This window comes from Hyphomicrobium sp. CS1BSMeth3 (assembly GCF_900117415.1).
Lineage (GTDB): Bacteria > Pseudomonadota > Alphaproteobacteria > Rhizobiales > Hyphomicrobiaceae.
In genome coordinates, this window is the sequence record NZ_FPEI01000006.1 from 407,020 (window position 1) to 420,428 (window position 13,409).

Below are 13,409 nucleotides of genomic sequence, written 5' to 3' on the forward strand. Positions count from 1 at the left end.
CATGAGCATTGATCTTCAACGTGTGCGCGCCGAAACGATCGGCGTGAACCATTGCGTCCATCTGAACAACGCCGGCGCCGCGCTCATGCCGACGCCAGTGCTCGATGCCATGACCGGCTATCTCCGCCGCGAGGCCGAGATCGGCGGATACGAGGCCGCCGACGAGCAGGCCGAGTGCCTCCAGGGCGTGTACGGGAGTGTCGCGCGCCTTCTGAATGCCGCGCCCGATGAGATCGCGCTCATGGAGAATGCCACGGTCGCGTGGCAGATGGCCTTCTATGCCCTGCAATTCCAGCCGGGTGACCGCATCCTGACAGCCCAGGCGGAGTATGCGGCGAACTACGTCGCGTTCCTTCAGGTCGCCAAGCGCACGGGCGCGGTCGTTGAAGTCATCCCGAACGATGCGACCGGCGCCCTCAGCGTCGAGGCGCTCGAGCGCATGATCGACGATCGTGTTCGCCTCATTGCCATCACCTGGGTGCCGACCAACGGCGGGCTCGTGAACCCGGCTGCTGCCGTCGGCAAGATCGCGCGCAAGCACGGCGTTCCTTATCTGCTCGATGCCTGCCAAGCCGTCGGGCAGATGCCGGTCGACGCGGCCGAGCTCAACTGCGACATGCTCTCGGCAACGGGCCGCAAGTTCCTAAGAGGTCCGCGCGGCACGGGCTTTCTCTATGTGCGCCGCGAGCTCATGCTGCGTCTCGAACCGCCGATCATCGACCACTTCGCCGCGCCGTGGGTTGCCACAGACCGCTATGAGCTGCGCCCCGATGCGCGACGCTTCGAGAACTGGGAGAACAACTACGCGGCGCGCCTCGGGCTCGGCGTCGCGATCGAGTATGCGTTGTCGATCGGTATGGATCCGATCATGGCGCGCTGCAGGATGCTCGCGGACCTCATGCGCGACGAGCTGGCACGCATCCCCGGTGTCACCATCCACGATATCGGGGCCGAGCGTGCCGCCATCGTGACATTCACTGTGGCCGGCTTTGATGCTTCGGAAGTGCACGCGCGCATGAAAACGCAAGGTATCAACGTCACGACGTCGCAGCCGTCGAGCACGCTTCTCGATGCAACCGCGCGATCCCTGCCCCTGATCGTGCGCGCCTCGCCGCACTACTACAACAGCGAGGACGAGGTGTTACGCCTCGCGCGTGCCGTCGCGGCGCTCGGTGCGCGATAGCGCGGGCGCCTAAGGCCAATCGTAGAACGTGAAGGGAATGGGCGGCGCGTGTCCCGCGACATTGCGGTGGACGATCGCGCGGCGATAGCGAGCGGGCGGAATGCCCACCTGCTTGGCGAAAAAGCGGTTGAAGTAGGCCGCATCCCTGAAGCCGAGCAAGTAGCTGAGCTGCTTGATCGTGATCGCTGAGCGCTCCAGCCGCACGGCCGCCTCGTAGATGAGCCGCTGCTGGATGAGCGCGCGCGGCGTGCGGCCGAGCGTGCGCGTGGCGATCGCATGAAGCCGGCCCGGCGTGACGCCGAGCGCTTCGGCATAGCGCGCGACGGCCCACTGCTCGCGAAAGCGCTCCTCGACGAGCTGGCGGAAACGCATGAGCAGCGCCGCAGCCCCGACGGTCTCGCCGAGTGCGAGCGCGCGGGCGCCGACGTGGCGCCAGAGCTGCACGAACGAGATGAGGAGCGCCGAGGAGATCACCGTCTCCGATCCCGGGCGCGGCTCCTGCAGCTCGTTTGAGATGAGCGCGAGGAGACGCGTCAGGCGGACGGCGCTCTCGGCCTCGATGGCGAGCGCCAGAGGCTGCTCCGCGCCGAGCAGATTGATGAGCTCGCCGGCCTCGGGGATCTGGCGGAAGGTCTGCTCGATGAGATCGCGGCGGATGTGAATGATGTGACCGCTGCCGCCCGCCTCGATGACGAGCCGCTCGGCCGAATGGGCGGGGCTCCAGACGAAGGCCGGGCCGAGCACGTGCAGGTGCTCGCCTTCGAGGTGCAGCCAGGCCTCGCCGGTCTGCAGGATAAGGCAGTGGTCGAACCCGCTCGAGGTGCCGGCATCAAGCCGCCACTCCCGCGCGGCGAAGTGGCTTTCAACGACGACCGAGCGAAGGCGCGCCGCGATGATCTCCGCGGGGCGCTCGGCCTGCGCGGATGGGTCGGACGCACCATTGCCGCGAAGCGCCGACCGTTGCCGCATCGGAGGGCCTACAGACAATGTTTTGTGCATCTTTTTGGTAGTTTTGTCCATTTTCGTAGGCCACCACATGATGTTCACTCAGTCAAGCACGGGCCCGACAGATCGCTAGAAGAGCCCGGCTCCAAAGAGAGGAAGCGCGTCCCGCCTTGCCGACCCCAAGGTCCGGCCGGCCGACGCTTGAGGAGGATCTTCGGTATGCTGCGCAAGTCACTCAGCCGCCTGGCACTGGCTGCAGCCGTGTCGGCGCTCGCGGGCCACGCCGGTCTCGCGCACGCACAGGACAAGATCAGGATCGGCTACGCGATCTCGAAGACCGGCCCCTTTGCCGGCGGCGCCGGTGTGACGACCCTGCCGAACTACCAGCTCTGGGTGAAGGACGTGAACGCGGCGGGCGGCATTACGGTCGGCGGCAAGAAGCTGCAGATCGAGGTCGTCGAGTACGATGACCGCTCCAATTCCGAGGAGGCCGTGAAGGCCATCGAGCGCCTCGGCACGCAGGACAAGGTCGATATCATCCTGCCGCCCTGGGGCACGGGTCTGAACCTCGCCGTCGGCCCGACCTTCAACCGCCTCGGTTATCCGCATCTCGCCGTGACCGCAGCAACCGACCGCGCGCCCGAGATGGCCAAGCGCTGGCCGAACAGCTTCTGGTTCCTCGGGCCGTCGAAAGCAGGCGCAGTTGCGCTCTCCGAAGTCCTCGGCAAGCTCAAGGCCGAGAACAAGATCGGCGCCAAGGTTGCGATGATCTCCGTAGCTGACGCCTTCGGCATCGAGCTCGCGACGGCCGCCCGCGCCGCCTTCAAGTCAGCAGGTCTCGAGATCGCGCTCGATAAGACCTATCCAATCGGCACGCAAGATATGCAGGCGCTCCTGAAGGATGCCATGGCGTCCGGTGCCGATACGTTCGTCGCTTTCAGCTATCCGCCGGATACGATCGCGATCACCGACGCGGCGCGCGTGCTCAGCTACAACCCGAAGGTCTACTACACGGCCGTCGGTACGGCCTTCCCAGTCTTCAAGGGCAAGTTCGGCGCGGCCGCCGAGGGCGTGATGGGCGTCGGCGGCTGGAATGTCGACAGCCCTGCGCTCCAGGCCTACTTCAAGCGCCACACCGAAGTGATCGGCCGCGAGCCCGACCGCTGGGCGAGCCCCGTCACGTACGTCAGCCTCCAGATGTTGCAGCAGGCCATCGAGCGCGTCGGCAAGATCGACAATGCCGCCATCATCAAAGAGCTGCAGACGGGCACGTTCGACACGATCATGGGCAAGATCAAGCTTGCCGACAACATCATGCCGATCGTGTGGTGGGTCGGGCAGTGGCAGAACGGCGAGTTCGTCGGCCTCGCACCGACGAGCTATGAGGGCGCCAAGGCGCCGCTGTTCCCGAAGCCGGCCTGGAAGTAGTAACGGGATAGAGGGAGCTGGAGCCCTGACCGCTTTCGGGGGAGAGTGGTCGGGGCTCCAGCAATCAGACGGCCCAAATCATGCTGCTGCTCGACATCCTCATCTCGGGCCTCGTGCTCGGAGGCATGTACGCGCTCATCTCCATGGGGTTGACGCTGCAGTATGGCGTCGCGCGCATCATGAACCTCGCCTATGGCGAGTTCCTCGTGGGCGCAGCCTTCCTCGCTTTCTGGCTCTATAGCTCCATCGGCATCAGCCCGCTCGCCGGGCTCATCCTCGCGGTGCCGCTCGCCTTCCTCGCGAACTGGGCCATCTATCGCTGGCTGCTGACGCCGCTCGTCCGGCGCGCGAAGAGCCGCGGTCAGCTCGAAGTGGATAGTATCCTCGCCACGTTCGGTCTTCTGTTCATCGTGCAGGGCATCGCGCTCGTCCTGTTCGGCGGCCAGTACTACAGCTATGGCTATCTCTCCGTGCCGGTCTCCATTCTGGGCACGACGCTCGCCCTCAATCGCGTCATAGCGTTCATCTTTGCCGGGCTGATCGGCGTCGGTCTCTATCTGGCTTTGACGCGCACCCGCACAGGCACGGCAATCCGCGCCATCGCCGTCAATCCCACCGCTGCCAGCCTCGTCGCGATCGATGTGCGCACGGCATCGGCCTTTGCCTTTGCGCTGGGCGGCGCAATGGTCGCCGCCGGCGGCGTGCTCGTCAGCATGTTCCTGACCTTCAATGCGTCCATGGGCGTCGTCTTCACCATGAAGGCGCTGATCGTGGTCATCGTCGGCGGCGTCGGCAATGTCTTGGGCGCGCTCGTCGTGGGCCTCGCGCTCGGCGTGATCGAGACGGGCGTGACGCGCCTCGTTGATCCCGGCCTCACGCTCGCCGTCACATACGCGCTCTTCATGATCGTGCTGCTCGTGCGGCCGCAGGGTCTGTTCGGGAGTGCCGTGCGATGAGCCTCGCGCGGGCCCCGCTCATTGCGCTGGCGGTTCTGGCGGCTCTCCTGCTCGCCGGTTTGCCGCTCGTCGCGAGCGGCTATGTTCTGGCGCTCGCGATCGGCATGCTCAATTTCACGATCCTGGCCACGGCCTGGGCGCTGTTCTCGGGCCCGACGCACTACATTTCGCTCGCGAGCGCGGCCTTCTTCGGCATTGGTGCCTACACGGCGGCCATGATGGCCGAGAGCGTGCCCTGGCCGCTCGTGCTCGTCGCCGCGACGCTGGCAGGCTTCGCCGTCGCCCTCGTCGTCGGGCTCTCGACGCTGCGGCTCTCTGGTGTTTATTTCGTCATCTTCACCTTCGGCCTCACCGAGCTCATCCGCCAGCTCGTCACGTGGTACGAGGTGAATGTCGCCGGCACTGTCGGGCGCTATCTGTTTCTGGGCATGCCGCAGTCGACCATCTACTGGCAGCTCCTGGCGCTCGCCGTGGCCGTGCTTGTCATCGGATGGCTGATCGGACGCTCGCGCCTTGGCTTGGCCGCGCGCGTCATCGGTGCGGACGAGGTGGTCGCGCGCCACAGCGGCATCGACACGACGCGCACGAAGATCGTGCTGTTCGCCATCAGCTCGGCGATCATGGCCCTTGCGGGCGCGATCATGGCTCCGCGCTGGACGTACATCGATCCGGCCATCGCCTTCAATTCCATGATCTCCTTCCAGGTGGTGATCATGGCGCTGCTCGGCGGCGCGGGCGCGCTCTTCGGCCCACTGCTCGGTGCGGTGCCGCTCGTGCTGCTGTTCGAGGTCCTGCAGGCGAATTTCCCGAATGCCTATTCCATCCTGCTCGGCGCGGTCTTCATCCTGATCGTCTATGGCCTTCCGCGCGGCGTGATCGGCCTCATCGAGGATTGGCGGCCTGCGGCGAGCCGATCGGTTGCGATGTTGCCGTCTCGCGCGCCTCGCGATCCGAATGTGCTGACGATCTCCGATCTGAAGAAGTCGTTTGGCGGCCTGAGCGCCGTCGATAGCGTCAGCTTCGATGTGCGGCCCGGCGAGATCATCGGTCTTGTTGGACCCAACGGCTCGGGCAAGACGAGCGTTCTGAACCTGATCTCGGGCGCACTGAAGCCCGATGCCGGTCAGATCTTTTATCTGGGCCGTCCGATCAACGGTGCCAATCCCGAGACCATCGCGCGGCTCGGCGTGGCGCGCACGTTCCAGCTCGTGCGCGTGTTGCCCTCCATGAGCGTGGTCGAGAACGTCATCCCAGGCTTTGCCTTCCGCGCGCGTCACGTCACGGGTGCCGCCGCGCACGAGGAAGCCCTCGCGCTCCTCGCCCGCGTGGGTCTCGAGCATCGTGCCGCGGTGCCCGCATCCGAACTCACGTACATCGACCAGAAGCGCCTGGAGCTTGCACGCGCACTCGCTCTGGAGCCGAAGCTGTTGCTGCTCGACGAGTGGCTTGCCGGCCTCAATCCGACCGAGCTCGAGGAGGGCATTGCCCTCATCCAGTCGCTCCGCTTCGACGGCCTCAGTATCATCATGGTCGAGCACGTCATGGACGCGATCCATGCGCTTTGCGATCGCTGTGTCGTCATGAATGCCGGCCGCGTGATCGCGCACGGCACGCCACGCCTCGCGCTCGCCGAGCCGGAGGTCGTGCGCGCCTATCTGGGAGAGGACGATGCTTGAGATCGTCGATCTCTCTTTTTCCTATGGCAAGCACCTCGCCTTGTCCGAGGTCGCTCTGCGTCTCGACAAGGGCGAGGTCGCTGTCGTCCTCGGCGCCAACGGCGCCGGCAAGACGACGCTGCTCAAGGCTATTGCCGGTCTCGTCGCGCCGGCGAAGGGCTCGAAGCTCACGCTCGCCGGTCAGGATCTGACGAAGCTTCAGCCGCACGAGATCGTCGAAGCCGGCATTGCACTCGTCCCAGAGGGGCGCGGCATCTTTGCCGAGCTGACCGTGCGCGAGAACCTCCTGCTCGGCGCTTACGCGGCGCGCGCGCGGGCCGGCGAGCAGAAGATGCTCTCCGACGTGCTCGCCGTATTTCCGCGCCTCGCAGAGCGTCTCGGTCAGGCTGTCGGCACTATGTCGGGCGGCGAGCAGCAGATGGTGGCGATCGGTCGCGCGCTCATGTCGGCGCCGGAGCTGCTGCTGCTCGATGAGCCTTCGCTTGGCCTGTCGCCGCTGCTCACAAAGGAGCTTTTCCAGGCACTGCGCCGCGTGCGCGCGAGCGGTCTCGGCATCCTCCTCGTCGAGCAGAACGTGCGCGCGAGCCTCGCCATCGCCGATCGCGGCTACATCATCGAGAATGGCCGCATCGCGGGCGAGGGGCGCGCCGCCGCGCTTGCCGATGATGCCGCCGTGCAGCACGCGTTTCTCGGTGGCGCCGGTACTCATCGCACCCCGCCGCGGGCACTCAAGGCTGAGAGCCTCGCTTTACCCGGGCAGCAGCGCATCGCGCGCGCGTCCGCGACGCCGCTTGTTCCTATCGATGACCAATCTCAGTCACAGTCCACTGAGCAAGGGAAGGCAGCTCCCATGAACGCGATCAACCTTCTCATCGGCGGCAAGGACCGCCCGGCAGCGCAGAATGCCGTCTACCAGCGCAGCAATCCCATCTCCGGCGAGGTGGCGAGCACCGTCGCTGCTGCAAGCGTGGAGGATGCGCTTGCCGCCGCAGATGCTGCCGCAGCGGCTTTCCCCGCCTGGTCTGCGCTCGGACCCAGCGAGCGGCGCGCGCGCCTCAACAAGGCGGCCGACATCCTCGCCTCGAAGGCGCAGGAGTTCACCAAGCTCATGATGGCCGAGGTCGGCGCTACCGCGGGCTGGGCCGGCTTCAACGCGATGCTGGCAGCGGGCATGCTCCGCGAGGCCGCGGCCATGACGACGCAGATTGCCGGCGAAGTCATCCCAACGGACAAGCCGAACAACCTCGCCATGGCCTTGCGCGAACCTGTTGGCGTCGTGCTCGGCATCGCGCCGTGGAATGCGCCCGTGATCCTCGGCGTGCGTGCAGTCGCCATGCCGCTCGCGTGCGGCAATACGGTCGTGCTGAAGGCCTCCGAGGTGAGCCCCGGCGTTCACCGCCTGATTGGCCAGTGCCTCGCCGAGGCCGGCCTCGGTGACGGTGTCGTCAATGTCGTCACCAACGCGCCGGAAGATGCGCAATCGATTGTCGAAGCGCTCATCGGCCACACGGCAATCCGGCGCGTGAACTTCACCGGATCGACGCGCGTCGGCCGCGTGATCGCACAGATCGCTGCGAAGCACCTGAAGCGCGTTCTGCTTGAGCTTGGCGGCAAGGCGCCGCTCATCATCCTCGATGATGCGGATCTCGACGAGGCCGTGAAAGCAGCCGCCTTCGGCGCTTACATGAACCAGGGCCAGATCTGCATGTCGACGGAGCGCATTGTCGTCGACGAGAAAGTGGCCGACGCCTTCGTCGAAAAGTTCGCCGCCAAGGCCAGGACGCTCCCCTCGGGCGATCCGCGCAAGGGCGAAGTCGTGCTCGGCTCGCTTGTCGCCTCGCAGGCTGCCGACCGCGTGAACGCGCTCATCGCCGACGGGATCGCCAAGGGCGCAAAGCTCGTGTGTGGCGGCGTCATGCCCGGCACGATCCTGCCCGCCACCATCGTCGATCATGTCACGCCGAACATGCGCATCTATGGCGAGGAGAGCTTCGGCCCGGTCGTCACGGTCGTCCGCGTCGGCAGTACGGAGGAGGCCATCCGCGTCGCCAATGATACGGAATATGGTCTCGCCGCCGCGGTTTTCGGCAGAGACATCGCGCGGGCACTCGCCGTCGCGCGCCGTATCGAGAGCGGCATCTGCCACATCAATGCGCCGACCGTACACGATGAGCCGCAAATGCCGTTCGGCGGCATGAAGGCCTCGGGCTATGGGCGCTTTGGCGGCAAGGCGGCCATCGACGAGTTCACGGAGCTGCGCTGGATCACCATCCAGACCGGGCCGCGGCCCTATCCGTTCTGACGATCCCTCTTGATCATTCGCGAGCCAGTGTCTACGCCAGTACGTGGCACGGGGCCTGATATCTCACGCCCGGTTCCACGTTGGTGGAGAGGCTGAATTCTCGATGGATCAAGGACGCGTTCGCGACGATCAATTCCTGGCTGCGCTTGCCGAGTCGGCCGCCGCAGCACAGCGCGAGGAGTACATCTTCCGCGATAATATCGGCCGTGAGATCGAGAAGCGCGAACGCGCGCGCCAGTATGCCTACCGTCGCCTTTCGCTTGCCGAGCTGATGCTGAAAGCGGCGCGCAGCACCGGAGACGAAGAAAAGGCCGTCGCGGCGCAGACGACTGTGCTGCGGTCCGAATTCGGCTGGCATGGTGAGAGCGAGCAGACAAAGCGCATTGTCGCCGCGTGGCGGCCGGTTGCGCTCACCATCTGGGCTGCCGTAAAGCCGCCGCCCGCCGAAGCGGAAGCTGCTGTCGTTGCCGCGCCATCACCCGATATTGCTGCGGCACTTGCCGAGTTCGAGCGCTGGTACGAGGCGGAATTCGGCTCGAACTACCTCGCCATTCTCGACCAGGAAAAGCAGGAGTTTCCCGTTGTCGAATTCTAAGGGCGCGGAGTTCGAGCGCTGGATCGTCGAGCAGTACGCGGCGACGAACGGCTTCACCGCGCTCATTCTGCTGATCAACCTCGGCAGCGACAAGGTCGACCTGATCTCCTGCTCGTACGTCCATGTCATCGGCGACGAGGTGCGCTGGAAGGACATGAAGACCATGCTCGACGCCTCCCGGCGCAAATGGGATGCGTTCGCCGTCTTCCCGGAGTCGCCGCCCGGTGGCGGCCCACTGATCGATCTCGTTGCCAAAGCGCGCTTGCAGGAGCGCATTGACGAGGTGACGGTCAACCGCATGGTCCTCAATGATGCCGGCTTCTTCGACACGCACGGCCGGCACATACGGATTGATCCCGTCGAGCTGCACTAATTGGCGGGGCAAGCTCAGAGCAGCGGGCCATTGCGCAGATAAAGCGTGCGGACCGCACCGACCATCGCCGGCTTTTTGGCCGTGTCCTCGAAAAACGGCAGGCTGATCCATTCGCCGTTCGGGATCTTCCGTTCAGCGGTGCAATATTGGCCGCGCGCATCGAGGTCGATGCGCAGGCGGATCTCCCCACGCAACGCGGACTCGATCAGCTCCACGGCTTCGGCCGCAAGCACATGCTCGTCACGCCATTCGCCGAGGCGCACAACGTAACGCCCGCGCTCTGTTTGAATGGACATCGCGAAACCGTCGGGCACGGTGCACGGAATGGTGATCTTGTTCTCCGTCAGGATGAGCGGGAGCGTCGGGTAGTTCTGCGAGAGATGGGCAATCTCCTTCAGCACGCGCATGTGGAATGCCCGCCCGATCGTGGCTTCGAGCGCGCTTCGCGAGGCGCAGCCGGAGGCCTGTGCACCTCCGTCTCCGTCGGATGCGCCGGCGCGATCGCCGAGCCACTCTGCGTCGCCTCTGTGCTCATAGTCGCGGGAATGGTCGCACATGGTTGCCTCCGATCCGCAAAGTTTGATCGAGGTGGAGTTTAGGCGAATTGGAGGGACCGAATAACTGTCGCTCCTGCCAGCTGTCGCATTCGACAGGTGACGCGCCAGATGTGCTGATCGAGGAATGCGGCCTATCCCGTGGCCAGGCGCCGCGCGTCCTGGTCGAGCCCGATGCTCGCTCGGGACACTAGGGCACGAAGAGCTGCTGAGAAACGGCCTTGGCGACGGCCTGGGTCGTGGTCGTGCATTCGAGCTTCTCGCGTGCGGCATTGAGATGGAAGCGCACGGTTCTCTCGCTGATGCCGAGGATCGCGCTGACCTCCCACGCCGTCTTCCCGGCCGCCATCCATTTGAGGCAGTCGATCTCGCGCGCGGAGACGATGATGGCCTTTTCGTTTCCGCACCCGAAAATGCGGAGCATGTGCTGGTGGAAATATTGGCCAAGCGCACGGAACTCGCGTGCGATCGTCTTGCGCCGGGCCTGCCAGTCTTCCGCGCCTTCGTCTGCCTTGATGACCAGGGCGGCTGCCTCGCCGTGATAGGCCGTCAGGGTGATCCTCAACTCGTGCTCGTCCGTTCCAGCGCTATCGAGGGTGGCGGCACAACTCTCATCGGAAGGCGCGAAGAGGGTGCCGAGCTCCAGCCGCTCGACGTTCGTGCGATCGCGGCTCGTCGCGTGCCTGGCCCAAGCATCGGCGTAGGTGCAATGGACAAAGCGCGCGGCTGTGCCGCTCGATATGGGAATATTGAGCGCGACATAAACGACGGACGAGAGTGGGTAAGCTTCGCGCGCAACGCGAAGAAATGCGGCCCCGCGGGCGCGCTCCTGGGCGTCCGTGAGGGCGACGCCTAAATTCTGCAAGAGAGTTTCGAACATTACGGATCTACTCCCGGCATTGCTCTTTTTAAGCCGGGTGTGCCTACGGCTGGTAAAAAGGCCCGATAAAATGCGAGGCAATTTTCGAGCGCTCATTCGCAAGGATTGCCTTTGGCCGGGTTTGAGAAAATGCCTGATGCTCTCTCTTAAATGGCCGGCATAAATCCATATGGAGAAGCGATATTTACCCGATCCAGGGGCAGGAAATGCTGTGCTCCTCGTGTTCTATTATCACGCGGCGTTGCGCATTTATCACAGATGCGTGTGCGGAATGATCGCGAATCGCGGTAAATTACTCCTCATGCGGATGCTCGTTCGCCCGGGTGGGGAGTCCGACAACAGAGCTTCGGGGGAGAAAATGCGGCCATTCCTTCTCAAATGCGCTGGCCTTTTGGCCGGTCTGACCATTTTCGGAGCCGCGCCGGCGGCCGCCGATGGCCCTTATCGCTCCTATACGGGCGGCCCCTACATGCACGAGGGCATAGCCAACTGGAGCGGTATCTACGTCGGCGGCGCAATCGGGTACAGCTTCAGTTCCTCGAATTTGTCGCATGACTACAGCGGCGGCATTACAGGAAGTGACCGCTTCAACATAGATCAGGACGGAGCAAACGCGACCCTTACGGTCGGTTTCGACTTGCAGACTGCTGGGCCGTTTGTGTGGGGTTTCTTCGGGGACTACACGTTCGGCGCGATCCGAGAGTCCGTTGTTCTCGCGACTGCACCTACTGAGACCTTAAGATTCAGACTTCAGGATAGCTGGGCCGCCGGTGGCCGCTTCGGGCTCGTCCATAATGGCGCGCTCTGGTACATGACGGCAGGCTATACCGGTATCGACGTGTCGTTTGCCGATCTCGGCAAGACGCTGCATGGCTACTTTCTCGGTGCGGGTCTCGAGAAGGACATCGGCAAAAACTTCCGCCTGAAGGTGGAATATCGCTTTGCGGACTACGGCAAAGAGACCTTGTTCGATGGGTCGGATGGGTGCTGCGATGCGCGCCTCAGGGTCGACAGCAGCGTTCATTCGGTGCGGCTCGGCATGTCCTACGTATTCGGTCAGCGCGAGACCTACTACCATGAACCGCTGAAATAGCTCGGGAAATTCCGTACCTTTTCGAAGCCGTGGCATTTGCCACGGCTTTTTTTATTGCTTTGCGCGATCCGAAAGTCGCTCGCCCTGTCCTATTCGACAGTATCGGCGGCGGCCATTTCCGAAAACAATTCATCCCAGGCAGACCATGACTGCGCTGCCATGTCTCCCGGCGAAGCGAGCAATTGTTCGCTTTGTGGAAACAAAATCGAAATTCTTGCGCAGTAAGCTGACGATCAGAGGAGTTCCGCAATGGCCAGCAAGCCGTACTGTCCCCCTCCCGTAGCACCGCCACCCCCACCGCAGACCGATTGCGGCTGCGAACCGGAGCCGCCGCCCCCGCCGGTTGCGTGCGAGCCGTGCACGCCTTCCGAACCTCCCCCGCCGCCGGCCGGCCCGCCTGGTCTCGACCTCACCGGCCTGCTCGGCTTGCTGCCCAACATCAGCATCACGGGTGACGCAGGCCTGCTGGCGCCGCAAACGGGCCTCAGCGCGATCCTCCCCTTGGACATTTCGCTCATCAATAACGAGTCCTCCTCGGGGGGCCTCAATATCGATCTCTCCCCCGTGAATGCCGACACGCCGGATCTCGGAATTGGTGGCGAAGGCCCGCTCAACGTCGGTAATGTACTTGGTGGCGTGATCAGCGGCGGTGACGGTGGTCTTCCGCTGGTGAGCCTCGACAGCGGGACAGATGCCGTCATCAGCGTGCCGGTCTTCGGTGAGGACGGCGTGCTCAGTGGCAGCACGGATCTCGGTGGCGTCATCGGCGGTGGTGACGGTGGCCTCCCGCTGGTGAGCCTCGATAGCGGGACAGATGCTGTCATCAGCGTCCCGGTCTTCGGTGAGGACGGTGTGCTCAGCGGCAGCACGGATCTCGGTGGCGTCATCGGCGGCGGTGACGGTGGCCTTCCGCTGGTGAGCCTCGACAGCGGCACTGATGCTGTCCTCAATGTGCCGGTCTTCGGTGAGGACGGTGTGCTCAGCGGCAGCACGGATCTCGGTGGCGTCATCGGTGGCGGTGACGGTGGCCTGCCGCTGGTGAGCCTCGATAGCGGGGCGGATGCCGTGATCAACGTGCCCTTGCTCGGCGAGGATGGTGCCCTCAGCGGCAACGTCGGGACCGGTGGCCTTCTCAATATCGGCGGTCTTCTGGGTGGTGGCGGCAGCGGCGCAGCCGATGTCGGCAGCCTGCTCAATGCCGCCATGCTCGGCGTCGGCGGCAGCGGCTCTCTGGGTGCCATCGTGGGCGGTGACGTCTACGACGGCAACGTGCCGCTCGTCGGCGGGCTGTCCTCGGCACTCGGCTCGACGCTCGACCTGCTGACCACGACACCATCGCTGTTCGATGTCCCCGCGTTGGACATTATCGGCGGTGACGGCCTGGACGGCTGAAAGCAAGAAACTGAGTTCGCCGCGCGGTGGGG

Annotated in this window: 12 protein-coding genes and 1 pseudogene; 10 read left to right on the forward strand and 3 right to left on the reverse strand. The window is 64.7% G+C overall.

What is annotated here, in order from left to right; genetic code table 11:
* The first annotated feature begins 1 nt into the window (after nt 1).
* Entirely contained in the window at nt 2–1,183 is a 1,182-nt protein-coding gene (locus CS1BSM3_RS16980; RefSeq protein ID WP_072388880.1) for an aminotransferase class V-fold PLP-dependent enzyme, read from the forward strand.
* Nucleotides 1,184–1,192: 9 nt separating this feature from the next.
* Here CS1BSM3_RS16980 and CS1BSM3_RS16985 read toward each other — a convergent pair whose 3' ends face one another.
* Entirely contained in the window at nt 1,193–2,152 is a 960-nt protein-coding gene (locus CS1BSM3_RS16985) for a helix-turn-helix domain-containing protein (RefSeq protein WP_083528670.1), read from the reverse strand.
* 195 nt (nt 2,153–2,347) lie between these two features.
* Here CS1BSM3_RS16985 and CS1BSM3_RS16990 point away from each other — a divergent pair, with 195 nt between their 5' ends.
* The 7 genes and pseudogenes from CS1BSM3_RS16990 (at nt 2,348) to CS1BSM3_RS17015 (ending at nt 9,458) form a co-directional block, all read left to right on the forward strand.
* Nucleotides 2,348–3,556 (forward strand): amino acid ABC transporter substrate-binding protein, encoded by a 1,209-nt coding sequence (locus CS1BSM3_RS16990; RefSeq protein ID WP_072388884.1) that lies wholly within the window; start codon nt 2,348–2,350, stop codon nt 3,554–3,556.
* Between the two features lie 80 nt (nt 3,557–3,636).
* Entirely contained in the window at nt 3,637–4,512 is an 876-nt protein-coding gene (locus CS1BSM3_RS16995; RefSeq protein WP_072388886.1) for a branched-chain amino acid ABC transporter permease, read from the forward strand.
* Nucleotides 4,509–6,188 (forward strand): branched-chain amino acid ABC transporter ATP-binding protein/permease, encoded by a 1,680-nt coding sequence (locus CS1BSM3_RS17000; RefSeq protein WP_072388889.1) that lies wholly within the window; start codon nt 4,509–4,511, stop codon nt 6,186–6,188. The genes CS1BSM3_RS16995 and CS1BSM3_RS17000 overlap by 4 nt, the downstream gene beginning before the upstream one ends.
* Nucleotides 6,181–6,657 (forward strand): annotated as a pseudogene (locus CS1BSM3_RS28640) (ATP-binding cassette domain-containing protein); the annotation flags it as partial. The gene CS1BSM3_RS17000 and the pseudogene CS1BSM3_RS28640, both read left to right, overlap by 8 nt.
* 381 nt (nt 6,658–7,038) lie before the next feature.
* A complete protein-coding gene (locus CS1BSM3_RS28645) occupies nt 7,039–8,490 on the forward strand; it encodes an aldehyde dehydrogenase (RefSeq protein WP_244540631.1) in 1,452 nt (483 codons plus the stop codon).
* Between the two features lie 103 nt (nt 8,491–8,593).
* A complete protein-coding gene (locus CS1BSM3_RS17010; protein WP_072388892.1) occupies nt 8,594–9,085 on the forward strand; it encodes a hypothetical protein in 492 nt (163 codons plus the stop codon).
* A complete protein-coding gene (locus tag CS1BSM3_RS17015) occupies nt 9,072–9,458 on the forward strand; it encodes a hypothetical protein (protein WP_072388894.1) in 387 nt (128 codons plus the stop codon). The genes CS1BSM3_RS17010 and CS1BSM3_RS17015 overlap by 14 nt, the downstream gene beginning before the upstream one ends.
* Before the next feature lie 14 nt (nt 9,459–9,472).
* Here the strand turns inward: CS1BSM3_RS17015 and CS1BSM3_RS17020 are convergent, their stop codons facing one another.
* Nucleotides 9,473–10,015, reverse strand: coding sequence for a hypothetical protein (locus tag CS1BSM3_RS17020; RefSeq protein WP_072388896.1), 543 nt, complete (start codon nt 10,013–10,015; stop codon nt 9,473–9,475).
* Nucleotides 10,016–10,202: 187 nt separating this feature from the next.
* Nucleotides 10,203–10,892, reverse strand: a complete 690-nt coding sequence (locus tag CS1BSM3_RS28815; protein WP_072388898.1) for a helix-turn-helix transcriptional regulator — start codon at nt 10,890–10,892, stop codon at nt 10,203–10,205.
* 358 nt (nt 10,893–11,250) lie between these two features.
* On the opposite strand from CS1BSM3_RS28815, the gene CS1BSM3_RS17030 reads away from it, so the two are divergent.
* Together CS1BSM3_RS17030 and CS1BSM3_RS17035 are read left to right on the forward strand one after the other, a co-directional pair.
* Entirely contained in the window at nt 11,251–11,985 is a 735-nt protein-coding gene (locus CS1BSM3_RS17030; RefSeq protein ID WP_072388900.1) for an outer membrane protein, read from the forward strand.
* Nucleotides 11,986–12,234: 249 nt separating this feature from the next.
* The gene (locus CS1BSM3_RS17035) at nt 12,235–13,377 is read left to right on the forward strand and encodes a hypothetical protein (RefSeq protein ID WP_143149252.1); all 1,143 of its coding nucleotides are present in this window, start codon (nt 12,235–12,237) and stop codon (nt 13,375–13,377) included.
* Nucleotides 13,378–13,409 lie beyond the last annotated feature (32 nt).